Origin of the sequence: Azospirillum sp. BE72, assembly GCF_031455875.1 — a bacterium.
Taxonomy (GTDB): domain Bacteria; phylum Pseudomonadota; class Alphaproteobacteria; order Azospirillales; family Azospirillaceae; genus Azospirillum.
Window position 1 is genome coordinate 56,689 of sequence record NZ_JAVDTO010000016.1, and the last position, 24,759, is coordinate 81,447.

A 24,759-nucleotide genomic window follows, 5' to 3' on the forward strand; every position below is an offset into this window, starting at 1 on the left:
GGTGGGCGGACTCTGCCTGTTCGCCCTCGGCGGCGCGCTTCTCGCGTCGCTGCCGGGGGCGGATTTCACCCTGTCCTGGACCCATTCCGTCGAGAAGACGGAATGGGTCGAACGCTGGTCGGTGGACTCCGGACGGCTGCGGCCGGTGGAGGCCCGCGTCCGCGGGACCGGTGCCGGAATGGAACCGGGACCGGACGCCCGGCTGACCGGCGACGGCTGGCTCGTCTGGGTGCCCGGCCTGCCGCCGCAGGAGAGCGTCGCCCTGGCGGCCTCCGGTTTCACCGGTGAGCACCGGCTGTGCACGGGAGCCGATTGCCGGCCGCTGTCGGGCTGGACCGGGGTTGCGGATCAAGCGGTGGTGATGCGGCCCTGCCGGTGATGCGTTCCTGCGTCAGTCCGCGAAAGTTGGTATGGTAGTGTCCCTTCCGGCTTGGCTTACGTTCTGTCAGTCCGCATACTCCCGGTCCTTTCGTCAGCCTACCGTTCGGACCGATGACCAACTCCTCCCCCTCCCGCCGCCCATCACTTTTCCCGGCCTTCTTCGCCTTGGCGCTGGCCGCCGGCGGCCTGTTGCTGGGCACGCATGGTGCCCTGGCGGCGGAGGTCGCCCATGGCGGGGCACCTCATCTGGACGGTGGGATGCTGAGTGCCGTGTGGGTGGTGCCGTTCGCCGGCATCCTGCTGTCGATCGCGCTGTTTCCACTGCTGGCGCCGGTGATGTGGCACCATCATTTCGGCAAGATCTCGGCCGTATGGGCACTCGCCTTCCTGGTGCCCTTCGCCGCGACCTTCGGGCTGGAACTGGCGACCTACGAGCTGCTGCATACGGTCCTGCTCGAATACATCCCCTTCATCGTTCTACTGACCGCGCTGTTCACGGTGGCGGGCGGCGTACGCGTGACTGGATCTCTGGTCGGGACACCGCTGGCCAACACGGTCGGGCTGGCACTAGGCACCGTACTGGCCAGCCTGATGGGTACGACCGGCGCCTCGATGCTGCTGATCCGCCCGATGCTGCGTGCGAACGAACACCGGCGCGATAAAGTCCATACGATGGTGTTCTTCATCTTCCTGGTGTCGAATGTCGGCGGATCGCTTACCCCGCTGGGCGACCCGCCGCTGTTCCTGGGCTTCCTGAAGGGCGTCGATTTCTTCTGGCCGACGGTCCACCTGTTCGCCCCGATGGCCTTCTTGTCGGTCCTGCTGCTGCTGATCTATTTCGTTCTCGACGTCTTTCTGCACACCCGTGATCCCGGCAAGCACCCGCTGATCGAGGGCGTGCACGAACGGGAACCGATCCGCATCGAAGGTTCGGTCAACCTGCTGCTGCTGGTGGCGATCGTCGGCGCCGTGCTGCTCAGCGGCGTCTGGCATCCGGGGGGCGGCGTCACGCTGTACCATGTGACGGTGCCGCTGGAGAGCATCGTGTCGAACTTGCTGCTGCTGGGCATCACCGGCCTGTCGCTGGCCCTGACCAGCAAGCAGAGCCGCCGCATGAACGGCTTCACCTGGGGTCCGATCCTGGAGGTGGCGAAGCTGTTCGCCGCCATCTTCCTGACCATCATCCCGGCCATCGCCATCCTGAAGGCCGGCACCGACGGCGCGTTGGGCGCGATCATCTCTGCGGTGAACGAGGGCGGCAAGCCGAACCCCGCCGCCTATTTCTGGGCGACCGGCATCCTGTCCAGCTTCCTCGACAACGCGCCGACCTACCTGATCTTCTTCAACACGGCCGGGGGTGACGCGAAGGTTCTGATGACCGACCTCTCGTTGACGCTGACCGCGATTTCCGCCGGCGCGGTGTTCATGGGCGCCAACAGCTACATCGGCAACGCCCCCAACTTCATGGTCAAGGCCATTGCGGAGGAGCGCGGCGTAGCGATGCCCAGCTTCTTCGGCTATATGGCCTGGTCCTGCGGCATCCTGGTGCCGCTGCTGGGCCTGACCACGCTGGTGTTCTTCGTCTGACGCGGGTGTCTCTCACAAGCCGAAGGGATAGGTGTCGGGCACGTCCGTCCGGACGTGCTCCGGCCCCAGCGGGGTAACGGCGCTCGTCTCGTCGAACCAGACCCAGGCGTCGAACTGGCCGGGCAAGGTGGCTTCCGAATAGTGGCTCCACAGCTCCGTCTCGGGCCGGTAGATGACGCCGATGAAGCGTTCCAGCCGCGGCGTCAGCAGGGCGCGCCGCACCGCCCCGTTCCGTTCCGCCTGAAGGTCGAGCAGGAAGCGCTGCACTCCCGCGTCGTGGCAGAGCCGTTCATAGCTGTCGCTGCGCGACGGGCGCACCCGCTTCACCTCCATGGCGCCGTTCCAGTCGGTGGCCGCGGCTACCGTGCCGCCGTGGGTGCCGAAGCCGATCAGCGCCGCCTCCGCACCGAAGCGCTCGCGGCAGAGCTGGCCGATGTTCAGCTCGTCGCGGGTGATGCCCATGTCGGTCTGGCGGGCATCGCCAATGTGGGAATTGTGGGCCCAGACCACCGCCTTCGCGTCCGACCCCTTGGCTTCCAGCAGGTTGGCGAGGGTTTCGAACATATGGGTGTCGCGCAGGTTCCAGCTGTCCGCCCCGCCGTAATACATGATGCGGTAATAGCGCTCGGCCGAAGCGATCAGGCGGGCGTTCTGGGCGGCGTCGAGGAAACGGTCGCCGTCCTCCCCCGCATAATCCAGCCGCTTTTCGAGCAAGGCCCGGCACTGCTCGATCACCGCCGCCTCGCATTTGCGGAATCCGCCGGACAGCGCCGCGCGGCCATAGGTGGCGGGATCGCGCTGCCAGGGCGTCAAGCAGCCGTAGCGCTCGCGCGCCGCCGCCGCCGCCTCCGGATCGACGCGGTCGAGATAGTCCAGCACCGCGGCGATCGAACCGCCCATGTTGTACATGTCCAGCCCATAGAATCCGGCGCGACGCTCCGGCGGCTGGCTGCCGTTGCGGTCATGCAGCCAATCGAGGAAGGCGGCGACGTCGGTGTTCCGCCACATCCAACTGGGGAAACGCTGGAAAGGCGGCTCCTCCGCCCGGCCGCCGGGGCGCTGGCGGACATAGCGGTCGATTACGGCGGCGTCCGGCCAGTCGGCTTCCACGGCGACGATGGTGAAGCCGTGGTGCTCGATCAGCCTCTTCGTGATGGCGGCGCGGGCGCGGTAGAACTCCGAGGTGCCGTGGCTCGCTTCGCCCAGCAGCACGACGCGGTGGTCGCCCCAGCGGTCGAACAGCCGGCCGAAGTCGGGGTTGTCGAAATCCGGCAGGGGTTCGGCAGCATCGGCGATCATCTCCGGCAGGGTGGCCGGTGGCTCTCCCGGCCGCCGTCCCGGACTGTGGTTGCTGGCCGCCCGCGTGCCGTCCTCCGCCCAGCCCTGGGCGCCGATCAGCGGCACGAAGGACACGCGGTCCCGCTCCTCCCGCTCGAATTCGGTTTCACTGTGGCGGACGACCTTCACCAGCGTCTGGTCCCGGCGGGCGCCGACCGGGATCACCATCCGCCCGCCGATGGCGAGTTGGTCCATCAGCGCCTTCGGCACCTCCGGCCCACCGGCCGACACCAGGATGACGTCGAAGGGCGCTTCCTCCGGCCAGCCTTCGGTCCCGTCGCCGGTGCGCACCGTCACGTCGCCGAACCCAAGATCCTGCAGCCGGCGCCGTGCCGATTGGGCCAAGCTGGGGTGCCGTTCGACCGCGAAGACGCGGCCCCGGCCCTGGCGGGCGATGTGGCCCAGCAGCGCCGCGACATAGCCGGAGCCCGCCCCGACCTCCAGCACCCTGTCGTTCGCGCCGACCTCCGCCGCCTCGATCATTGCGGCGACGACGCTGGGCTGTGAGATCGTCTGCTCCTCCCCAATGGGCAGGGGCGAGTCCTCATAGGCGAATTCCACCATTTCCGGCGCAACGAAATGCTCGCGTGGGACGGCACGCATGGCGTTGAGGACGGGTTCGGCGCGGATGCCGCGGCGGGCGATCTGGGTGTCGACCATCCGCTGGCGCTGGCGATTGACGTTGGCCACGGTCTTCTCCCCGGGGCAGGAATGCGGCGGCCGGCTGTTGGCGAGCTGCTGTTTGATGGCCCAACAGGGTGCGGGCCGCAGCGTTCCCTCCTCCACGGCAGTCCGAACCAGATAGGGCACAGCAAAAAAATGCGCCCGGAGGCCAATGCCACCGAGCGCGAAGTCACAGTACGAAAGAGGATCATCAGCAGTGATGATGCAATCGGGAGATCGATTGTGCCGGCACCCTCGCATGGGGCGCAGGGGCATCCCTTGACCGCGGTCAAGCTTGAGCGAAAGAGTTGGTTATCAATCCCCCAGCGCCGGATCCGGCAGCGCGCCGTTCACCCCGGTGTCCTCCACCTCTTCCGTCTCCGGCCGGGGCACGCGGAACCAGGCGGCGTAGAGCGCCGGCAGGAAAAAGATCGTCAGCACGGTGGCGCCTGCCAGACCACCCATGATGGCGACCGCCATCGGACCCCAGAAGACGCTGTGCGTCAGCGGGATCATGGCGAGGATCGCCGCGGCGGCGGTGAGCGCGATGGGGCGGGCGCGGCGTACCGTCGCCTCCACGATGCTGTCCCAGCGTGACCGGCCGCCGCGGATGTCCTGCTCGATCTGGTCGACCAGGATGACCGAGTTGCGCATGATGATGCCGGCCAGCGCGATGACGCCCAGCATGGCGACGAAGCCGAAGGGCAGGTTGAACAGCAGGAGCGACGCTGTGACGCCGATCAGCCCCAGCGGCGCCGTCAGCAGGACCATGAACACGCGCGAAAAGCTCTGCAGCTGCAGCATCAGCGTGGTCACCATGATCAGCAGCATCAGCGGCATCATGGCATTGATCGAATCCTGGCCCTTGGCGCTTTCCTCGATGGCGCCGCCCATGGTGATGGCGTAGCCGTCGGGCAGGGTGGCGCGGAGCGCGTTCAGCTGTCCGTTCAGCTGGGTGCTGACCACCGGGGCCTGCAGGCCGCCGGTCACGTCGCCCTTGATCGTCATCGTCGTCTCGCGGCCCCGGCGCCACAGCACCGGCTCCTCCAGTTCGTAGCGGACGCTGGCGACCTGGCTCAGCGGCACGGTGGTGCCGCGGCTGGTGCGGATGTTCAGCTCGCCCAGGCGCGACAGGTCCGCCCGCTCCTCCGGCGTAGTGCGCAGCAGGACGCCGATCAGTTCCGTCCCCTCGCGGTACTGCGTGACGGACATGCCGTTCAGCAACAGTTGCAGGGCGTTGGACAGGTCCTGCTTCGAAACGCCCAGCGCGCGGGCCTTGGCGGTGTCCACCTCCAACCGGACGCGCTTGGACAGCTCGTCCCAGTCCAGATGGACATTGGCGGTGTTTGGGTGGCCGCGCATGGTGTCGCGCACCTGATAGGCGATCTTGCGAATGGTCGCCGGATCGTCGCCGGTGACGCGGAACTGCACCGGATAGCCGACCGGCGGGCCGTTCTCCAGGCGGCTGATGCGGACGCGGGCGGCGGGGAAGTCGGATTCCAGCGTCGGCTCCAGCCGCTGCATGAAATGCTCGCGTTCCTCCAGCCCCTTGGTCATCACCATGAACTGGGCGAAGTTTGCGGTCTCCAGCTGCTGGTCGAGCGGCAGGTAGAAGCGCGGGGAGCCGCCGCCGGTGTAGGCGACCCAATAATCGACGTCCGGATCCTTGGCCAGCACCGCCTCCATCCGCTTCACCTCGGCGGCCGTCGCCTCGAAGGACGAGCCCTCGGCAAGGCGGATGTCGATCAGCAGCTCCGGCCGGCTGGCTGAGGGGAAGAATTGCTGCTGGACATGGCCGAAGCCGACCAGGGCGGTGACGAAGGCCGCCACCGTCACGCCGATGGTGAGCCAGCGCGCCCGCACGCAGGCCTCGATCATCCGGCGCAGGATGCGGTAGGTCCGCGTGTCGTAGATGTCCAGCTCGTGCCCGTCCGGCACAACATGCTTGGGCTTGGGCAGCAGGAGCCAGCCGAGATAAGGGGTGAAGATCACCGCCACCACCCAGGACAGCATCAGCGACAGCGCCACCACCCAGAAGATGGAGTTGGTGTATTCGCCGGCCGCCGACGCCGCGAAGCCGACGGGCACGAAGCCGGCGGCGGTGACGATGGTGCCGCTCAGCATCGGGAAGGCGGTGGAGGTGTAGGCGAAGGCGCCGGCCCTCAGCCGGTCCCATCCCTGTTCCATCTTCACCACCATCATCTCCACCGCGATGATGGCGTCGTCCACCAGCAGGCCGAGCGCGATGATGAGGGCGCCCAGCGAGATGCGCTGCAAATCGATGTGCAGGATCTGCATCGCCACCAGCGTCATCGCCAGCACCAGCGGCACGGCCAGCGCCACGACGATGCCGGTGCGCCAGCCCAGGCTGACGAGGCTGACCAGGATGACGATGCCCAGCGCCTCCGCCAGCGACTTCATGAACTCGCCGACCGAATTTTCGACCACAGTGGGCTGGTCGGCGATCTGCGCCACCTCCAGCCCCACCGGAAGCTCCGCCTTGACCTTCTCCATCGCGGCGTCGAGCTTCTCGCCCAGCTTCAGAACGTTGCCGCCCTTCGCCATGACGACGCCGAGCCCGATGGCGTCGCGCCCCTTGTAGCGCAGGGTGTAGCGGCGCGGTTCGACATAGCCGCGCTTGACCTCCGCCACGTCGCCGATGGTCAGCAGCCGCCCGCCGCTCTCCACCGGGATCGCACGCACCGCCGCTGCGGTGTCGAGGCCGAGGTCGAGGCGGACATAGACCCGCTGCGATCCGGTATCGACATCGCCGGACGCGGCGATGGCGTTCTCGCGCTGCAGCGCCTGGATCACCGATTCTACCGGCAGGCCGAAGCTGGCGAGCCGCTGGCTGGAGATCTCGACATAGACGCGCTCCTCCTGCGGGGCGATCAGGTCGATCTTCTCGACCCCCGGCAGCTTCAGCAGGCGGGCACGCGCCTGTTCCGCCACCTTCTTAAGCTGGGCCGGTGTGAAATCCTCGCCCATGAAGCCGTAGATGGCGGAATAGACGTCGCCGAACTCGTCGTTGAAGAAGGGGCCGACCACGCCGTCGGGCAGCGTATAGGTGATGTCGCCGACCTTCTTGCGGACCTGATACCACAGGTCGGCCACCATCTTCGGCGGGGTATAGTCCTTCAGCTGGACGAAGACCACCGACTCGCCCGGCTTGGAATAGCTGCGGGAGACGTCGTAATAGGGCACTTCCTCCAGCTTCTTTTCGATGCGGTCGGTGACGAACTGTTCCACCTCGCGCGCGGTGGCGCCGGGCCATTGGGTGCGGACCACCATCACCTTGAAGGTGAAGGACGGATCCTCCGCCCGGCCCAGATTCATGTAGGCGAGCGCGCCGGCCAGCACGCTGGCGAGCATCATGAACAGCACGAGCGTGCGGTGCGCCAGCGCCCAGGCCGACAGGTTCATGCGGGAATGGTTCATCGCGCCGGCTCCGTCCAGACGCGGACCTTCTGCCCGGAATCGAGCTTGTGCACCCCGGCGGTCACGACGCGTTCGCCGTCCTTCAGCCCGCCGCCGATCAGCGCGAGGTCACCGGCATAGGCGGCGACGGTGACGGGGCGCAGCTCCAGCCGGTCGTCGGGAGCGGCCAGCACCCAGACCGCCGGCTTCTGTTCGCGCTGGGTCAGCGCGCTGAGCGGCAGGCGGGCGACGGGCGCCCCGTGATCGGCCGCGGCGGTGACGGTCGCCGTCATGCCGAGCTGGACCGTCGGCGGCGGATCGGCCAGCGCGATCTTCGCCTGGAAGGTGCGGGTGCTGGCATCGGCGCTGGGCGAGACTTCGCGCAAGCTGCCGGCAATGCTCTGGCCGGGGTGGGACCACAGCTCCACCGCCAGCTTCTGGCGGGGCAGGGCGCCCACCTGCTGTTCGGGGATGTTGGCGACCGCCTCCAACGCCCCCAGCCGGGCAATGCGCAGGGCGGTCTGGCCGGATGCCACCACCTGACCCGGCTCGACCAGCGTCGCGGTGACGATGCCGGCCTCGTCCGCAACCAGCGTCGCATATTGGGCGGAATTGTTCAGGACGCGCAGTTGCGCCTCCACCTCCCGCACCTTGGAATCGGCCTTGTCGAGGGTCGTCTTGCGGCGGTCGTATTCCTGCCGCGTCGTCCATTCGCCGTTGCGCAGGCTGGCATAGCGCTGGAAGTCGCTACGCGCGTTGGCCGCGTCGGCCTGCGCCGAGGCGAGTTGCGCCTGCGCGGCTCGAATCTGCAAATGGAGGTCCGTGGGGTCGAGGCGGGCGAGCGGCATGCCGGGTTCGATGCGGGTGCCGACCTCCACCAGCCGGGCGGTGACCTTGCCGCCGACGCGGAAGCCGACATCCGCCTCCACCCGCGGGCGGATCACCGCCGGGTAGCGCACGCTGTCGACAAGCGGTTCCAGCGCGACTGTGGCGACGCGGACCGGCCTGACCTCTCCCTCCGCGGGAGTGGAGGCGGAGTGCGTCTCGTTGCAGCCGGTCAGCAGGCCCGCCACCGTCAGCATGGCGGCGGTCGCCATGAAGGTGGACGCAAACCGTCTTTCGCGGAATTGGGCCATACCACGTCTCCCCACTGGACTGGACTGTATCGTACTGCTACCGTCCTACTCCGGCATCCGGGCAACGTCAAGAGTGAACGGTACAGTTCAGTGCAGTCATTGGAGCAAAAAGCGTCTCAGCCATCCGCCTCCCATGATGCGAAGGCGGAGCAGATCCTTGCCGCCGCGCGGGAGGTGTTTCTGGAGCTTGGCTACGCCGCGACCTCGATGGATCAGGTGGCCCAACAGGCGCGCGTATCGAAGACCACGCTCTACACCCGCTTTCCGTCCAAGGAGGAGCTGTATACGGCGGTGATCTCCGCCGAATGCGAGCGGCGTGGCCTGAAATTCGCGCCGGAAATGTTCGACGACCTGCCGCTGCGCGACATCCTGGTCCAGGTCGGCCGCCGCTTCGTCGATCTGATCTGGTCGGAAGCGGCGATCCGCGTCCACCAGTCGGTGGCGGGGGAGGCGACACGGATGCCGCTGGCAGCACAGCTCTATTTCCGGGCCGGGCCGGAGCAGGGCATCGCCAACTTCGTCGCGCTGTTCACCCGGCTGGCCCAGCGCGGCGTGATCGCGACAGACGATCCGACCTTCGTCGCCCGGCAATTCCTGGCGGCTCTGCAGGGTGGCTCATACTGCCAGCTGGTGCTGGGCCTCTGCCCCCAGCCGACGGAGGAGGAGCGCTACGCCTTTGTCGACAAGGCGATCGACCTGTTCCTGCACGGCGTGGCACCTGCTACACGATAGCCGGTTGCGATTTTTCTTCGATGGAATGCTTGTCCATGTCCGCCTGCCCCTGCGGTTCCGGCCGCGCCTTCGACCTTTGCTGCGGCCCGATCCTGGCGGGGGAGCCCGCCCCCAGTGCCGAGGCGCTGATGCGATCCCGCTACACCGCCTTCGTCCGTCACGACATCGACCATATCGAGCGCAGCTGCGCCCCGGAAACCCGCGCCGCCTTCAGCCGTGACGATGCGGTCCGCGTGGCGCAGGAGTGCGAGTGGGGACCGCTGACCGTGATGAAGGCGGAGGAGAACAGCGACGACGGCATGGTCGAGTTCTTCCTGACCTTCCGCCGCGACGGAGAGGACTGGCCGGTGCATGAGCGGTCGCGCTTCCGCCGGGTCGATGGCCGCTGGCTCTATGTCGACAGCGTGCTGAACCCCAAGGACCCGCCGCGCCGCGTGGTGAAAGTCGGCCGCAACGATCCGTGCCCCTGCGGGTCAGGGCGCAAGCACAAGGCCTGCTGCGGGCGGTAACCTCAACAACGCCCGCAGCCCAACTTCAACTCATCCCCAGATAGCGCCCCGGCTTGTGGTTGATCGCCAGTGTCAGGTTGACGATGGCCGCGCCCACGACCGACAGCAGCAGCCGGTCCGGCGCCAGCACGAAGAAGGCGCCGGCCAGGATCGCCAGATCGACGCCCAGCTGGAAATATCCGGCGCGGATGCCGTGGCGCTCCTGCAGGTAGATCGCCAGGATGTTGACGCCGCCCAGCCCGGTGCGGTGGCGGAACAGCATCAGCAGGCCGGTGCCGCACAGGCCGCTGCCCACCACCGTCGCATAGACCGGATCGAGATGGGCGAATCCCACCCACTGCTCGGTCAGGCGCGAGAAGATCGTGACCAGCCCCACCGCAATGAATGTGCGCGCGGTGAACTTCCAGCCCAGACGCTTCCACGCCAGCCAGTAGAAGGGCAGATTGATGACGAAGAAGATGAGGCCGAACTGAACCTTGGTGACATAGCTCAGCAGCAGGGACAGTCCGGCGGTGCTGCCGGTCAGCAGCATCGTCTTCGAATAGATCAACATGCCCAGCGCGATGAACAGCGTGCCCATCAGCATGGCGAGCGCGTCTTCATACAGCTGGTGACGCTCCACCGCCGCGGGCGGGGCCTGAAGGGTCGCGGCCATCCTGGTCGTCTCCCGGCTCAGCGAAGGGCGGCGAACTTCGCGACCACATCGTCCACCTCGGCCGTCTTCAGGCCGGCGATGTTGATGCGGCCGGAGGTCGGCATGTAGATGGCGTGGTCGGCGCGCAGGCGCAGCACCTCCGCCTCGGTCAGCGGCAGAAGGGAGAACATGCCCTCCTGCTCCGCCACCGCGGTCAGGGTGGGGAAGGTACCGGCCAATCCGGCCGCCAGCTTGCGGCGGATGCCGGTGATGCGGGCGCGCATGCCGTCCAACTCCGCAGTCCAATCGGCGGTGAGCGCGGCATCGCTCAGGATGGTGCGGACCACGGCGGCGCCATGGTCGGGCGGCATGGAGTAGCTGGTGCGGGCCAGCGCCATCAGGTTCGACTTGGCGAGATCGGCCGGGATCTGGGTCGCCGCGACGGCGAAGATGGCGCCGGTGCGCTCGCGATAGAGGCCGAAGGACTTGGACGACGACACGGCGACCAGCGCCTCCGGAACCGCGCCGATCAGATGGCGCAAGCCCTCCGCATCCTCGTCCAGCCCGCGGCCGAAGCCCTGGTAGGCGAGGTCGACCAGCGGCAGCACGCCACGCGTCTCCAGCACCGCCGCCAGGGTCTTCCACTGGTCGAGCGACAGCGGCGCGCCGGTCGGGTTGTGGCAGCTGCCGTGCAGCAGGGCGACGTCGCCGGGCTGCGCCGCCTCGAACGCCGCGACCATTCGGTCGAACAGAACGGTCTGGCTGGCAGTATCGAAGAAGGGATGGCTGACCACCTCCAGGCCGGCGGCGGCGAAGATGCCGACATGGTTCGGCCAGGTCGGCTGGCCGACCAGCACGCGCTTCGATCCGCCGCGCAGGACGAGGTCGGCGGCCAGACGCAGCGCGCCCGACCCGCCGGGAGTCTGCACGCCGGCGGCCACAACCTTGGTGCCGGCATCGCCGCCGACCAGCGACCACAGACGCTCCAGATACAGCGCGTCGCCTTCCAGCCCCAGGTAGGACTTGCTGTCCTGCCCGTCGAGCAGCAGGCGCTCAGCCGCCTTGACCGCGCGGAAGACCGGGGTGCGCCCCTCCTCGTCACGGTAGACCCCGACGCCGAGATCGACCTTGCCCGGCCGCGGATCCTGCTTGTACAGCCCGATCAGGGCGAGCAGGGCGTCGTCGGGCTGGCGGGAGAGCGCGTTGAACATGGCGGTTCGTCCGGTCCTTAGCAGATGGAAGAGGTGATGGCGGCGGGCCGGCCCTAATAACGGGAAGCCGGCCCGGCCGCGGCGATCCTCCACTTTTGCGGCCCCGCCGACAATGTCGAAGATCTCACCGGAGCATTGTCGCGGCGCATTGCCGCCGTGCGACACCTCCGCGCATATCGGGGCGGGGCGGCCGTCACTGCGTGAAGAACATTGCCGCGAACACGGCGACCGTGGCGGCGATGGCGGTCACCAGCCCGTTCCGCCCCAGCGCCCGCTGGCGATAGAGCGCCACCGCGAACACGATCACGGCAAGGCTGGCCACGAGCAGGCCGAGCTTGAATTCGGTCATCGTCCGTTATCCTCGAAGTTCATCAGTGCGGCCCGACCCAGCCCAGCACCCCGGCAGCGGTGACAAGCAGGATGGCGCCGCACAACAGCACCAGCCAGCCCGTCATCAACAGGCGCCATCCCGGCCCGGCATGGTCGAGTTCCAGGTAATGCAGAAGGATTTCCCTTCCCTTGGCCACGGCGAGCGCCAGCAGCAGGGCCGCACTGGCGATGCCGACCCCGCCGCCCGCATCGCCGTGGCGGGCGAACAGCAGGGTCACGGCGGTCAGCCCCATCAGCACCAGCCAGGACAGCGTCAGCCGGTCGATTTTCTTGAGCAATCCCATGGCCGGCCTCCTCAGCGGATCAGATAAACGAGCGGGTAGAGGATGACCCAGACCAGATCCACCATGTGCCAGAAGGCGGCCCCGGTCTCCAGATTCTCCACCAGCGTTTCCGGTCCGGATCGGGAGACCAGCAGAAGGATGACGATGCCCAGCACGACATGCAGGGCGTGGAAGCCGGTCAGCAGGAAATAGAGGGTGAAGAAGGTGTCGCTGTCGATGGTCAGCCCAGCCCCCAGCGTCGCGGAATACTCCACCGCCTTCACCGCCAGGAAGACCGACCCGACCGCTGCGGCGGCCAGCATCGCCCGGCGTGCCTGCTTCGCGGCGCCGCGCCGTCCGGCGGCGACGGCACGGGCCGCCAGATAGCCGCTGGTGACCAGCACCATGGTGTTCAGCGCCCCCAGCGTACCGTTCAGGTGCGCTTGCCCGGCGGCGAAGGTGGCGGGATCCAGCACGCGGGCGATCGCGAAGCCTATGAAGGCCACGCCGAACACCGCCAGCTCGCTGAAGATCAGAATCCACATCATCAGGTTGCCGGGCAGGGCATCCAATCCGCCCGGCCTGTCCTGCGGGGCCGTCATGTCAACGTCGGCCATGTCCGATCCTTCTCATCATGTATGCGAACGATAGGCCGGCACCGCTCCGGCCGGCTTGACCGCGGTCAAGGAATGCCCTCCTTCCACGGTCAATTATTCGCTCGACCCGTGGCGGAAAGACGCTGCGACGCCCGGCTTCCGGCCCCCGGCTTCGCGCACCCAACGCCTTCCGAACCGACCCCACTCGACGAAAATTCGAGATTGCCAGGGATCCCGAGCGATGACCGAACGCTTTACCAAGGCGGCCGCGCGAAACATCTTTTATGGCGGATCGCTGTTCTTCTTCGCGACCTTCGTCGCGTTGACCGCGCTCAGCCACAATTACATCGTCAAAACCGGTACGGACGAAAAGACGCTGACCGATGCCGTCACCCGCGGCAAGCATGTGTGGGAAAAGAACTCCTGCATCAACTGCCACACGCTGCTGGGTGAAGGCGCCTATTTCGCCCCCGAGCTGGGCAATGTCTGGCTGCGCTACGGCGGCGACAAGGACCACGACAGTGCCGTCATGGCCCTGAAGGGCTGGATGGCGGCGCAGCCGTCCGGGATCGAAGGACGGCGCCAGATGCCGCAGTTCAACCTGACCGACGCCGAGGTCGAGGATCTGGCCGCATTCCTGGAATGGACCAGCCGGATCAATACCCAGAACTGGCCGCCCAAGCTGTCGGGCTGAGGAGATTTCCGTCATGAAGTACGAATCGCAAAAAGTCGCCATCTATTACTTCGCGGCGGCCATGGGACTGTTCGGCGTGCAGATCCTGGTGGGTCTCCTGGCCGGTGTCGTCTATGTCCTGCCCAATACGCTTTCGGAATTGTTGCCCTTCAACGTTCTCCGGATGATCCACACCAACGCGCTGATCGTCTGGCTGCTGATCGGCTTCTTCGGCGCCGCCTATTACCTGATCCCGGAAGAGTCGGAGACCGAGCTGCACAGTCCGAAACTGGCGCTGATCCAACTGGGCCTGTTCGTCTTCGGCGCACTGGCCGCCGTGGTCGGTTACGTCTTCCGCATCCATGAGGGGCGGGAGTTCCTGGAACAGCCGACCTGGATCAAGGGCGCCATCGTCGTCGTCGCGCTGATGTTCCTCTACAACATGACGATGACGGTCATCAAAGGCCGCCGCACGGTCATCACCAACATCCTGCTGGTGGGCATGTGGGGCATCGCCATCTTCTTCCTGTTCTCCTTCTACAATCCGTCGAACCTGTCGCTGGACAAGATGTACTGGTGGTACGTCGTCCATCTGTGGGTCGAGGGCGTGTGGGAACTGGTCCTGGCCTCCATCCTCGCCTTCCTGATGATCAAGATGACCGGCGTCGACCGCGAGGTGGTCGAGAAGTGGCTGTACGCCATCGTCGGTCTGGCCCTGTTCAGCGGCATCCTCGGCACGGGCCACCATTATTACTGGATCGGCACGCCCGGCTACTGGCAGTGGATCGGCTCGCTGTTCTCCACGCTGGAAGTCGCACCCTTCTTCACCATGGTCGTCTTTGCCTTCATGATGGTGTGGAAGAGCGGCCGGCGGCATCCGAACAAGGCGGCGATGCTGTGGTCGCTGGGCTGCGCGGTGTTCGCCTTCTTCGGCGCCGGGCTGTGGGGCTTCCTGCACACGCTGGCCCCGATCAACTACTACACCCACGGCACCCAGGTGACGGCGGCGCACGGGCACCTCGCCTTCTACGGCGCCTATGCGATGATCAACCTCGCCATCATCACCTACGCCATGCCCTACCTGCGCGGCCGGCAGCCCTACAACCAGCTCCTGAACATGTGGAGCTTCTGGCTGATGAGCGGTGGCATGGCCTTCATGACCTTCGCCCTGACCGTGGCCGGCGTGGTGCAGACCCATCTGCAGCGCGTCCTGGGCATGGACTACATGGAGGTGCAGGCCCAGATCGCACTGTTCTATTGGATGCGGCTCGGCGCCGGCGTCGCGGTAGCGGTGGGCGTGCTGGTCTACCTCTACGCCATCTTCGGTCCGGCCCGCGAAGAGCGGCCTGCATCGATCCCGGCCAGCTACCAACCGGCCGAGTGACGTCCCCTCCGGCCCCTGCGCTCCGTCGGCCATCCGATACGCGCAGGGGCCGTCTTTTTTTGGAGTTCCGCTGCGATGCCCGACGCCGCCGTCCCGATCGACCCGTCCGTCTCCTTGCCCTTCTACCAGCCCACCGGCGACGAGTGCGCGCTGTTCGAGCACGCCTACCATCACCGGCTGCCCCTGCTGCTGAAGGGACCGACCGGCTGCGGCAAGACCCGCTTCGTCGCCCATATGGCGGCCAAGCTCGGCCGGCCGCTCTACACCGTGTCGTGCCACGACGACCTGACCGCCGCCGACCTGACCGGGCGCTACCTGCTGAAGGGCGGCGACACCGTATGGGCTGACGGTCCGCTGACCCGCGCCGTGCGCGAAGGCGCCATCTGCTATCTCGACGAGGTGGTGGAAGCGCGCAAGGACGTCACGGTGGTGCTGCACCCACTGACCGACGACCGCCGCATCCTACCGCTGGACCGCACCGGCGAAACGCTGGAAGCGCCGCCGGGCTTCATGCTGGTGGTGTCCTACAACCCTGGCTACCAGAATGTCCTGAAGGCGCTGAAGCCCAGCACCCGCCAGCGCTTCCTGGCCGTCGAGTTCGACTTCCCGGCGCCTGAGCGGGAAATCCCCATCGTGGCGACCGAAAGCGGCTTGGCCGAAAACCGCGTCGTCCCGCTGGTCCGCCTCGCCAACGCGTTGCGTGCCCTGAAGGGGCAGGATTTGGAAGAGGGCGTGTCGACCCGCCTGCTGATCTACTGCGCCACGCTGATCCGCTCCGGCATGAAGCCCGAACGCGCCATCCGCGCCGCCCTGATCGAACCGCTGACCGACGACCCGGACATCCGCGCCGGCCTGCTGCGCGTGGCCGAGGTCACGCTGGGGTAGGGCTTTCGGCCTCATAGGGAACAGGTGTCATGCTGGAAATCTTCGAGCCGGAAGAGACCGTCGGCCGCTTGTGGCACCGCCTGATCGGCGGGCGGTCGAGTTATCCCCACCATCCGGACGCGGCGGTGACGCTGGAAACGATGCGACCGCGGCTGGCCGTGTTCTTCCGCGCTCTCGGCGGTGACCGCGGGGTGAGGCTGGCGGCGGGAACCGCGGCAGTTTCGGGGCACCGGCTTCCCCTGCTCGACCGCATCGGGCTGGGGGCGGAACGGGTGGAGCGGGCGTCGCTGGACGGCGATGTCCTTCAACTGCCGGCGGCCATCGACCTGTTCCCGGATCCGGCACTGAACGAACGTCTGTACGAATGGCTGGCCGCCTTCTTCGCCCATGCCGAACACGTTCCGCTTCCCGCCGACCCATTGGGAGCCGACGTACAGCTTCTGCGCAGTGCCGCGGCGACCACCGCGACGGTGCTGACGTGCTGGCCTGGCCTGCGCCGCCCCTATGAGGATCTCGCCCGCGCCGTTGCCGCCATCCGTCCGGTCCGGCGCCTGCCTCCGGTGGAAGCCGAAGTGGAGAGCGCCGTCCTGGCGCTGCTCGGCGCAGGAGCCGCCACCGCGGAAGCGGCGCGGATGCTTGCCCCGACGATCCCGCTGTCGGATTTCGCCGCCCCCTACGGCTATGCCCGCCTGCTGCCGGTCCCACTGTGGGGCTTGGTGGCGCCAACGACCGAGCGCTCACTCGCCGCTGCCGCCGAAAGTCCGGGCGAGGGAGGACAGGCGGCGGAGGGAGACCAGCGCCGCCGTGCCGCGACCCGGCGGCAGACCGACCAGATCCAGCGCAACGACCCGCTGATCCTGAACCGCTTCGAGAAGATGCTGAGCCTCGCCGAGGCGCTGAACATCCCGCGCGCGGTCGACGACGACGATGCGGAGAATGCCCGCAAGGCCGCCGACGACCTGGACGAGATCGCCGTCGGCACGCACCAGCGCAAGGCCTCGACCACGCTGAAGCTCGACCTCGACCTTGGTGCACAGGCCGTCGACGACACGCCGCTGACAGCGACCCTGACCTATCCCGAATGGGACCACCGCCGGCAGGCCCATCTGCCCGACCACTGCCGTGTGGTTGCGGAGACGGCCCCGGCGGACGGCGAGTCCTGGCAGCCCGACGACGCGGCGCTGCGCCGCATCCGGCAAGTCCGCCGCCAGTTCGAGGCGCTGCGCCCGAAGCGCATGCTGTTCACCGGGCAGGCCGATGGCGACGAGTTGGACCTGACCGCCCTGGTGCGGAGCCGCGCCGACTTCCTGGCCGGCGGATGCGGCAGCGACCGGGTGCATCAGCAGGCCCGCAACGCCGCCCGCGACCTCGCCGTCGCCGTGCTGGTCGACGGTTCGCTGTCCACCGACGGCTGGATCGACGGACGCCGCGTGCTGGACGTGGAGAAGGAGGCGCTGCTGGCCTTGACCCATGGGCTCACCGCCTGCGGCGACGACCATGCGCTCTACGCCTTCACCTCGCGCCGGCGCGACTGGGTGCGGGTGCAGACCCTGAAGGGCTTCGACGAGCCGCTGGGCCCCACCGTGACCCGTCGCATCGGCGCGCTGAAGCCCGGCTACTACACCCGCATGGGCGCGGCGATCCGTCACGCCTCCGCCCAGTTGGCCGAGCGGCCGAACCGTCATCGGCTGCTGGTTCTGCTGACCGACGGCAAGCCGAACGACGTGGACCATTACGAAGGCCGCTACGGCATCGAGGACACGCGTCAGGCGATCCGCGAGGCGAGGCGCGACGGATTGGCCGTTTTCGCCATCACCGTCGATGCGATGGCCCGCGATTACGTGCCCTATCTGTTCGGACGCGGCGCCTATGCCATATTCCCGCAGGTTTCCCACCTGACGAAGGCGCTGCCGGCACTGTACCGGCAGGTCGCCTGCGCCGCCTGACCCTGTAAGGAACCAGCACAATGACCGACGCGAATGCCGCAACGCCCGCTCCGGTGAAGCCCGCCCCGGTGAAGATCGGGATCGTCACCATCTCCGACCGCGCCAGCCGCGGCGTCTACGAGGACAAGGGCGGCCCGGCGATCCGCGAAGAACTGACGCGCATCGTCGCCTCGCCCTGGATCGCCGAGGCTCGGGTCATCCCGGACGAGCTGGACCTGATCGCCGCCACCCTGGTCGAGTTGTGCGACGTCGCCGGCTGCGATCTGGTGGTCACCACCGGCGGCACCGGCCCCGCCCCGCGCGACGTGACGCCGGAAGCGACCGAGCGGGTGTGCGACAAGATGATGCCGGGATTCGGCGAGCTGATGCGATCGGTCAGCCTGCGGGTAGTGCCGACCGCCATCCTGTCGCGCCAGACCGCCGGCATCCGCGGCCGCAGCCTGATCGTCAATCTGCCGGGCAAGCCGTCCGCCATCCACGACTGCCTGGAGGCGGTGTTTCCCGCGATCCCCTATTGCCTGGACCTGATCGGCGCCGGCCGCATCGAAACGGACCCGGCAGTCTGCGTCGCCTTCCGCCCCAAATCGTAGTAGGGAAATCCTTATTGGTTGTATGGAAATAAAAAAGGCCTGCGACAAAGTTGCGTCCAGGCCTTCCACTTGACGGCGGTCAAGAAGAGAGAGGGGGAACGGGGGGAATATTACCTCACAAGAAACAAACCCCGAGACGACGCCATGAAGACCTCGCGCTCCCTCGTCACCGTCAGCGCCGCCGCCCTGATGATCCTCTCCGGTATCGGTGCCGCTTCGGCTGCGGACACGCTCTACGCCGACCCGAAGGTCAAGCAACCCACCCACAGCGTCGTCATGGACCCGGCGTCGGTTCCCGCCCCGGAAAAGGCCGGAAAACGGGCGCCGAAGACCCACAAGGTCTCGCTGGTCACGACGGAAGTCGAGTCCAAGCTGGATGACGGCACCACCTACACCTATTGGACCTTCAACAACACGGTGCCCGGCCCGATGGTGCGGGTACGGGTCGGCGACACGGTGGACGTCTCCATCGCCAACGCGCCGGAATCGACGATGAACCACTCCGTCGACTTCCATGCCGCGACCGGTTTCCTCGGCGGCGGCCAGATCACCCAGGTGGAGCCGGGCCAGACCAAGGCCTTCACCTTCAAGGCACTGACCCCCGGCGTCTATGTCTATCACTGCGCCACGCCGATGGTCGCCCACCACATCTCCAAGGGGATGTACGGCCTGATCGTGGTGGAACCGGAAACCGGCCTGCCGCCGGTGGATCACGAGTTCTACGTAATGCAGCAGGAGATCTACGCCACCAAGGCCAAGAACCTGTCGAACGCCGAGGACGACTATGATGGCCTCGTCAACGAGCGTCCGAGCTATCTGGTGTTCAACGGCACGGTCGGCGCGCTGACCAAGGACAAGCCGCTGAAGGCCAAGGTCGGTGAGACGGTGCGCCTGTACTTCGGCGTCGGCGGCCCGAACCTGACCTCCTCCTTCCATGTCATCGGCGAGATCTTCGACCGCGTCTACAACATGGGCGGATTGGAGAATGAACCGGCCAAGGGGATCCAGACCGTGACCGTCGCCCCCGGCGGCGCCACGATGGTGGAGTTCAAGGTCGACTATCCCGGCAAATACGCCCTGGTCGACCATGCGCTGAGCCGCGCCACCAAGGGCCTGATCGGTATCCTGGAAGTCGAAGGCAAGGCCGACGACAGCATCATCCTCGACAAGACCGGCGACTCCCGCAAGCAGATGGGCGAGATGCAGCACTGAGGGTCAGTTGGGCGGAAAGCTCGCGTCCCCTCACCCCAACCCGCGGGTCGGCAAAACGCCGTTGGCGTTTGGCCGATCCCGCCCCGCAAGGGGAGAGGGGCTTTGCAAGGCCCCACATCCTCGAAAAACAAAGAAGGGCTGCCGTTGCCGGCAGCCCTTCCATTGTCGATCCGTGTGTCGTCGACACCACGGCGCAGTCCTTAGCGGACCGAAATCCCCTTCACGAAGAAAGAGACCTCGGCCTTGGCGCTCGACGACGAGTGAGACGGACAATGAGACACGAGATCACCTCCTTTCTGTTGTTGGCGTAGGACACCCTATATAGGCCAGGTCGCGCCGACCGCAAGACGGTTTGCTGACCGCCCCGCTGTGACATTAACCGGGCCGCTCACATCAGTGCGTTGGGCATGAACAGCACCAAGCCCGGCCACAGCAGCAGCACCGCGACCAGCCCCACCACCGCCAGGACGAAGGGGATGGATTCGACGATATATTCCTCGATGGGGCAGTCCAGCAGGCTGCACACCGTGTACATCGCCACCCCCACCGGCGGGGTCATGGATCCCAACGTGACGATGGTCATCATCAGGATGCCGAAATGCACGGGATCGACGCCCAGCGGCTGGACGATCGGCAGGAAGATCGGCGTCAGCAGAAGCACCAGCACCGTGCTTTCGATGAACAGACCGGCGATGAACAGGAAGATCAGGATCAGGGTCACCACCAGCACCGGCTCCCGCGTCAGGTCGGTCATGGCGGCGGCAATGCTCTGCGGCGCCTGTTCGAAGACGATGGCGTAGCCGACCATGCCGGAGAACAGGATGATCAGCATGATCAGACCGGTATCCGTCACCGCTTCCACCAGCGCGTCGACCAAGCCCTGCATGGTCAGTTCCCTGTGGGCGAAGAAACCGACCAGGACCGCATAGACGACGGCGAAAGCGCCGACCTCCGATGGGGTGAACAGGCCTCCGCGGATGGCGACCAGCAGGGCCACCGGGAACAGCAGGGCCCATTTCGCGTCGACCACCGCCGCCCAGATCGCCTTGGCGGTCGGCCGCTGGGTGGTGGCGGCGCGATAGCCGCGGCGCCGGGCGATCCACCAGACGGTGACCATCAGCACGGCCATCATCAGGAAGCCGGGAACGATGCCGGCCAGGAACAGCCGGCCGATCGACACGTTGCCGACGAAGCCATACAGGATCAGGCCCAGGCTGGGCGGAATGGTCGCGGTGATCAGCGACCCAACCGCGATGACGGCCGAGGTGAAGCCCTTGGAATAGCCGCTGCGGATCAGGTCGGGACCCAGGATGCGCGCTTCCATCGCCGCGTCGGCGACGGCGGAACCCGAGACGCCGCCCATCAGCGTGGACAGCACGATGCAGACCTGCGCCAGACCGCCCGACATCCAGGACACCAGCACATTCGAACAGGCGATCAGCCGGTGCGTGATGCCGGTCCGGTTCATCATGTGGCCGGCCAGTACGAAGAAGGGGACCGCCAGCAGCGGGAAGCTCTGCGACGCGGTGGCGACCTGCTGCACCCCGATCGACATCGGAATGATGCCGTTGGTCAGGAAGAAGGTGAAACCGGCGATGCCGATGGCGAAGGCGATGGGAACGCCCAACCCCATCAGGACGAAAAAGGAAACGGCGAGCAGGATCACGGCATCACCTCCTCGGCGAGCGGAACTTCCGACGGCGTGTTGAAGATCGGGCGCGGGGTCCGGCGCAGCCGGCCGATGGCGGCCACCGTCTGCCCCAGCAGGGTGAAGGACAGCAGCAGGCAGCCGACCGGCACTGCCGCGGTGACGAAGGCATAGCTGATGCCGCTGTCGCCGAACTGCCGCTCCAGGTTCAGCATAGTCAGCTGATAACCCTTGACCGCCATTGTCAGCAGGAAGGCCAGCACCACCAGCGCCAGCAGGATGTCCAGCACCGCACGCGGCCGTGCCGGCAGGCGCTTGACCAGATAATCGATGCCTATATGGGCATGCTTGCGCAACGCGAGGTCGGCGCCGAGGAAGCTGGCCCAGGCGAACAGCAGCTGGGCGACGTCCACCGACCAGACCAGAGGATAGCCGAACCAGCGGCTGACGCCGGCCAGGAAGACCAGCAGGACGATGACGGCGAGCAGCGTCGTCGCCAACACCGCCTCCGCCTTGACGTACAGGGATTTCATCGCAAGGGGGTGCTCCGGTCCGGCCCGCCGGGATCGTCAGCGACGACGAAGGCTGCGAGCGTCGGTTGTTTGGAAGGGGAGCGCGAGGAAAGGGGAGCCTTTGAAAGGGCCCCCCACTCCGATTACTGCTTCACGAGCGCTTCGACCTGCTTCTGCAGGTCGCCATAGCCGAGCTTCTCGTAGACCGGGGCCGTGGCGGTGCGGAAGGGCGTCACGTCGATCTCGACGACCTGCATGCCCTTGTCCTTCATCTGCTTCTCGAAATCCGCAAGCGAAGCCTCGGTCGCCTTCGACGCGCTGTCGCCGGCCTTCAGCGATTCCTCGCGCAGCAGCGTCTGCATGTCCTTCGGCAGGCCGTCGAACCAGGCGGCGCTGGTGACGATGCCGGTGATCAGGTTGATGTGGCCGGTCTTGGTCAGGTACTTCGCCACTTCGTACAGGCGGGAGCCGTAGATGGCCGGGTCCTGCGCCTCCGCCCCGTCGATCACCTGCTGCTGCATGGCGGTGTAGACCTCCGACCAGGGCAGCGGCGTCGGCGTGGCGCCCATGGCGCGGATCGTCTCCATCCACACCGGCGCACCGGGGGTGCGGACGCGCACGCCGCTGAGGTCGGCCGGCACCTTCACCGGCTTATTGGTCAGCATGTGGCGTTCGCCCTGCCACCAGTTGAAGGACAGCACCTGATGGCCGGACGCCTTGCGCAGCTTCTGCACCCATTCCTCGAACATCGGGGAGGTCACGACCTTGCGGATGCCGCCATAGCCCTGGGCGACGTAGGGCGCGCCGAGAACGCCGAACTCCTTCACGAAGACGGCCAGCCGGCCGCCGTCCACCACAACCGCGACGGGGGCGCCGGCCCGCGCCTGTTCCAGCAGATCCTCGTCCTTGCCCAGCTGCGAGGCGGGGAAAAGCCGGACGCTCATCTTGCCGGCCGACCGCTTTTCCACATTGGCCTTGAACTCCTCCAGGCCCTTGTAGAGCGGGTCCTGGGGCGACAGCGCCGTGTTGACGCTGAGGGTGTAGTCGGCGGCCGACGCGCCGAACGAAGCCAGGGACATCACCGAACCGAACAGCGCCGCGCGCACGGCCTTTGCCATGACAGACATCTCGTTTCCTCCCAGCAAATTGGACTGTCGGCGGCATGGAAACCGCCGTTCGACTGGTGCGTGTTCGGCCCGACGCCGGGGTGCCAGCAGCGCCCGCGATCAAGGGGGCGCCGGCAGGGAAGGGAATGGCCGATGACCAGATTGTTCAAACACTGGTATGGTAGTATGTATGAATGGTCTTGGCAATAGCGTTTCAGGCGAACTGTACGTTTTGCCCGCAGGATGGGTGCCGGACGGTTTGCGCATAGGAAAAGGGCCGGCACCCGAGAAGGATGCCGGCCCTATTTCTCTTCCGCGTTCAGCCCGCCTAGCGCAGTCGCGGCGTCATCCGGCTCATGGCGAAGCCCAGACCGCCCGCCAGGATCAGCCCGGCGGCGACCGCCAGACCGCGGGCGGCGCCGCTGGGGGCGGCAAGCCGCAGGCTGTTGTGCGGCAGGCCGAAGCGTCCGCGGGTCCGGTGCAGCCCGTCGACGGGGTGATAGAGATTGTCCGGCCGGCCGGGGATCTCGGTCTCTTCCGTCAACTGGCCGTCCACCGCGTTGGCGGCGAGGTAGCGGTCGGCAAAACCGGGAGCGAGAAAATTGCCGAGGATGGCCTGCATCGCCGATCCGCCCAGCCAATATTCGCGGCGGGGGTTCTCGGCTGCATGAAGGATGGCGCGGGCGACGTCCTCCGGCTGGAAGATCGTCCCCATCGGCCGGGCACGGCGCGGCATATGGCTGCGCGCCCAATCGAACTGCGGCGTGTTGACCGCCGGCAGATGCACCGCCGTCAGGGTGATCCGGCTGTCCTCGTGGATCAGCTCCGACCGCAGGCTGTCGACGAAGCCCTGCACCGCATGCTTGGCCGCGCAGTAGGCCGATTGCAGCGGGATCGACCGGTAGGCCAGCGCCGATCCGACCTGAAGGATCGCGCCTTGTCCCCGCACCCGCATCCGCCGCAGCGCCGTCTGGATGCCATAGGCGGAGCCGAGATAGGTCACCTCGGTCACCCGCCTCAGTTCTTCCGCCGTCACCGCGTGGACCGGGCCGAAGACGGTGACCATCGCCGCGTTGATCCAGACGTCGATGGGACCGAAGGCCTCCTCCACCTTGTCGGCGGCGCTGTCCAGCGCATCGGCGTCGGCGACGTCCAGCGGCAGCACCAGCGCCCGGCCGCCCAGCCGCTCCACCTCCGCCTTAACCTCCTCCAGCGCCTCCTCGGAGCGGGCGATCAGGCCGATGGAGGCCTGCCGGTAGGCGGCGAAGGCCAAGGCCGTGGCACGGCCGACCCCGGCCGATGCGCCGGTTATGCAGACGACGGGGGCTGACGGAAGGGGCATGAGCGTTGTCCTGATCATGGTGCCGTACATGGTGCCATCAGGCGGCCGGCGGGACGCGGCGGCCGCTCCACCCGGTCCAACGGCCTGCACCGCTCGCGGTTCCCTGCCGGTCGCTCAGCGCCTCCTCCTCCACCTGGATGCGGCGGCGGGTGAGGGGAATGTTCAGCAGCGTGACGGCGACGGCGATCCAGACATTGCCGAACACCAGCGGCAGCACCACCAATTCGCCCGCCACCACCAGATAGTTGGGATGCCGGACCCAGCGGAACGGGCCGCGGCGGACCAGCGGAGCGCCGTCCAGTGTGATGATCCGCGTCGTCCAGAAGCGGCCGAGCGTCGCGATCACCCACACCCGCCCGGCCTGCAGCAGCAGGAACAGCGCCAGAAGCCAGCCATTGATCGGGGCGTCCGCCGGCACCGCCAGGAACAGCGCCAGCAGCCATCCGGCATGCAGCACGACGAACAGCGGGTAATGGGCGGCCCCAACCTCCCGCGCGCCTTCGTCCAGCAGCCGCGCTGTGTTGCGGCGGGCGACCACCAACTCAAGCAGCCGCTGCGCCGCGACCGCCAGCAGGATCGCCTGCGGCCAACCGAGCGATTCCAT

The 24,759-nt window shown here is 67.2% G+C and carries 23 protein-coding genes; 10 read left to right on the plus strand and 13 right to left on the minus strand.

Going from position 1 to position 24,759, the window contains the following annotated elements; genetic code table 11:
* The first annotated feature begins 1 nt into the window (after nucleotide 1).
* Both J2Y49_RS26635 and J2Y49_RS26640 read left to right on the plus strand, forming a co-directional pair.
* Entirely contained in the window at nucleotides 2-379 is a 378-nt protein-coding gene (locus tag J2Y49_RS26635) for a DUF1850 domain-containing protein (RefSeq protein WP_310118355.1), read from the plus strand.
* 113 nt (nucleotides 380-492) lie between these two features.
* Nucleotides 493-1,968: a sodium:proton antiporter gene (locus tag J2Y49_RS26640; protein WP_310118356.1), complete on the plus strand. Its 1,476-nt coding sequence runs from the start codon at nucleotides 493-495 to the stop codon at nucleotides 1,966-1,968.
* A gap of 12 nt (nucleotides 1,969-1,980) precedes the next feature.
* Here the strand turns inward: J2Y49_RS26640 and J2Y49_RS26645 are convergent, their stop codons facing one another.
* From J2Y49_RS26645 to J2Y49_RS26655, 3 genes are all read right to left on the minus strand, one after another.
* Nucleotides 1,981-3,996: a protein-L-isoaspartate(D-aspartate) O-methyltransferase gene (locus J2Y49_RS26645; RefSeq protein WP_310118358.1), complete on the minus strand. Its 2,016-nt coding sequence runs from the start codon at nucleotides 3,994-3,996 to the stop codon at nucleotides 1,981-1,983.
* Nucleotides 3,997-4,284: 288 nt separating this feature from the next.
* On the minus strand, nucleotides 4,285-7,407 hold the full coding sequence (locus J2Y49_RS26650; RefSeq protein WP_310118360.1) for an efflux RND transporter permease subunit: 3,123 nt from the start codon (nucleotides 7,405-7,407) through the stop codon (nucleotides 4,285-4,287).
* Nucleotides 7,404-8,522 (minus strand): efflux RND transporter periplasmic adaptor subunit, encoded by a 1,119-nt coding sequence (locus J2Y49_RS26655; RefSeq protein ID WP_310118362.1) that lies wholly within the window; start codon nucleotides 8,520-8,522, stop codon nucleotides 7,404-7,406. The genes J2Y49_RS26650 and J2Y49_RS26655 overlap by 4 nt, the downstream gene beginning before the upstream one ends.
* Nucleotides 8,523-8,612: 90 nt before the next feature.
* On the opposite strand from J2Y49_RS26655, the gene J2Y49_RS26660 reads away from it, so the two are divergent.
* The gene (locus J2Y49_RS26660; RefSeq protein WP_310118364.1) at nucleotides 8,613-9,254 is read left to right on the plus strand and encodes a TetR/AcrR family transcriptional regulator; all 642 of its coding nucleotides are present in this window, start codon (nucleotides 8,613-8,615) and stop codon (nucleotides 9,252-9,254) included.
* A gap of 35 nt (nucleotides 9,255-9,289) precedes the next feature.
* The gene (locus J2Y49_RS26665) at nucleotides 9,290-9,763 is read left to right on the plus strand and encodes a YchJ family metal-binding protein (RefSeq protein ID WP_310118365.1); all 474 of its coding nucleotides are present in this window, start codon (nucleotides 9,290-9,292) and stop codon (nucleotides 9,761-9,763) included.
* Between the two features lie 25 nt (nucleotides 9,764-9,788).
* Here the strand turns inward: J2Y49_RS26665 and J2Y49_RS26670 are convergent, their stop codons facing one another.
* The 5 genes from J2Y49_RS26670 to J2Y49_RS26690 all read right to left on the minus strand — a co-directional run bounded on the left by J2Y49_RS26670 (nucleotide 9,789) and on the right by J2Y49_RS26690 (nucleotide 12,878).
* Nucleotides 9,789-10,418 (minus strand): YitT family protein, encoded by a 630-nt coding sequence (locus J2Y49_RS26670; protein WP_310118368.1) that lies wholly within the window; start codon nucleotides 10,416-10,418, stop codon nucleotides 9,789-9,791.
* A gap of 17 nt (nucleotides 10,419-10,435) precedes the next feature.
* Nucleotides 10,436-11,608 carry an amino acid aminotransferase gene (locus J2Y49_RS26675; RefSeq protein WP_310118371.1) on the minus strand — a complete coding sequence of 391 codons (1,173 nt, stop codon included), beginning with the start codon at nucleotides 11,606-11,608 and terminating at the stop codon, nucleotides 10,436-10,438.
* 193 nt (nucleotides 11,609-11,801) lie between these two features.
* Nucleotides 11,802-11,957, minus strand: a complete 156-nt coding sequence (locus tag J2Y49_RS26680; protein WP_310118372.1) for a hypothetical protein — start codon at nucleotides 11,955-11,957, stop codon at nucleotides 11,802-11,804.
* Between the two features lie 22 nt (nucleotides 11,958-11,979).
* Nucleotides 11,980-12,282, minus strand: a complete 303-nt coding sequence (locus tag J2Y49_RS26685; protein ID WP_310118373.1) for a cytochrome C oxidase subunit IV family protein — start codon at nucleotides 12,280-12,282, stop codon at nucleotides 11,980-11,982.
* Nucleotides 12,283-12,293: 11 nt separating this feature from the next.
* Nucleotides 12,294-12,878, minus strand: a complete 585-nt coding sequence (locus J2Y49_RS26690) for a cytochrome c oxidase subunit 3 (protein WP_310118375.1) — start codon at nucleotides 12,876-12,878, stop codon at nucleotides 12,294-12,296.
* A 220-nt stretch (nucleotides 12,879-13,098) separates the two neighbouring features.
* On the opposite strand from J2Y49_RS26690, the gene J2Y49_RS26695 reads away from it, so the two are divergent.
* From J2Y49_RS26695 to nirK, 6 genes are all read left to right on the plus strand, one after another.
* Complete coding sequence (locus tag J2Y49_RS26695; protein WP_310118377.1) at nucleotides 13,099-13,551, plus strand: cytochrome c; 453 nt, start codon at nucleotides 13,099-13,101, stop codon at nucleotides 13,549-13,551.
* 13 nt (nucleotides 13,552-13,564) lie between these two features.
* Nucleotides 13,565-14,914 (plus strand): cbb3-type cytochrome c oxidase subunit I, encoded by a 1,350-nt coding sequence (locus tag J2Y49_RS26700; RefSeq protein ID WP_310118379.1) that lies wholly within the window; start codon nucleotides 13,565-13,567, stop codon nucleotides 14,912-14,914.
* A gap of 75 nt (nucleotides 14,915-14,989) precedes the next feature.
* Nucleotides 14,990-15,799, plus strand: a complete 810-nt coding sequence (locus tag J2Y49_RS26705) for a CbbQ/NirQ/NorQ/GpvN family protein (RefSeq protein ID WP_310118381.1) — start codon at nucleotides 14,990-14,992, stop codon at nucleotides 15,797-15,799.
* 29 nt (nucleotides 15,800-15,828) lie between these two features.
* The gene (locus J2Y49_RS26710; protein WP_310118383.1) at nucleotides 15,829-17,745 is read left to right on the plus strand and encodes a VWA domain-containing protein; all 1,917 of its coding nucleotides are present in this window, start codon (nucleotides 15,829-15,831) and stop codon (nucleotides 17,743-17,745) included.
* A gap of 20 nt (nucleotides 17,746-17,765) precedes the next feature.
* Complete coding sequence (mog, locus tag J2Y49_RS26715; protein WP_310118386.1) at nucleotides 17,766-18,335, plus strand: molybdopterin adenylyltransferase; 570 nt, start codon at nucleotides 17,766-17,768, stop codon at nucleotides 18,333-18,335.
* Between the two features lie 144 nt (nucleotides 18,336-18,479).
* Nucleotides 18,480-19,547 (plus strand): copper-containing nitrite reductase, encoded by a 1,068-nt coding sequence (gene nirK, locus J2Y49_RS26720; protein WP_310118388.1) that lies wholly within the window; start codon nucleotides 18,480-18,482, stop codon nucleotides 19,545-19,547.
* A 388-nt stretch (nucleotides 19,548-19,935) separates the two neighbouring features.
* Here nirK and J2Y49_RS26725 read toward each other — a convergent pair whose 3' ends face one another.
* The 5 genes from J2Y49_RS26725 to J2Y49_RS26745 all read right to left on the minus strand — a co-directional run bounded on the left by J2Y49_RS26725 (nucleotide 19,936) and on the right by J2Y49_RS26745 (nucleotide 24,759).
* Nucleotides 19,936-21,213: a TRAP transporter large permease gene (locus J2Y49_RS26725; RefSeq protein ID WP_310118390.1), complete on the minus strand. Its 1,278-nt coding sequence runs from the start codon at nucleotides 21,211-21,213 to the stop codon at nucleotides 19,936-19,938.
* Nucleotides 21,210-21,728, minus strand: coding sequence for a TRAP transporter small permease (locus J2Y49_RS26730; RefSeq protein ID WP_149225931.1), 519 nt, complete (start codon nucleotides 21,726-21,728; stop codon nucleotides 21,210-21,212). The genes J2Y49_RS26725 and J2Y49_RS26730 overlap by 4 nt, the downstream gene beginning before the upstream one ends.
* Before the next feature lie 122 nt (nucleotides 21,729-21,850).
* Nucleotides 21,851-22,834 carry a C4-dicarboxylate TRAP transporter substrate-binding protein gene (locus tag J2Y49_RS26735; protein WP_310118391.1) on the minus strand — a complete coding sequence of 328 codons (984 nt, stop codon included), beginning with the start codon at nucleotides 22,832-22,834 and terminating at the stop codon, nucleotides 21,851-21,853.
* A gap of 307 nt (nucleotides 22,835-23,141) precedes the next feature.
* Nucleotides 23,142-24,155 carry an SDR family oxidoreductase gene (locus J2Y49_RS26740; protein WP_310118393.1) on the minus strand — a complete coding sequence of 338 codons (1,014 nt, stop codon included), beginning with the start codon at nucleotides 24,153-24,155 and terminating at the stop codon, nucleotides 23,142-23,144.
* A gap of 37 nt (nucleotides 24,156-24,192) precedes the next feature.
* The gene (locus J2Y49_RS26745) at nucleotides 24,193-24,759 is read right to left on the minus strand and encodes an isoprenylcysteine carboxylmethyltransferase family protein (RefSeq protein WP_310118395.1); all 567 of its coding nucleotides are present in this window, start codon (nucleotides 24,757-24,759) and stop codon (nucleotides 24,193-24,195) included.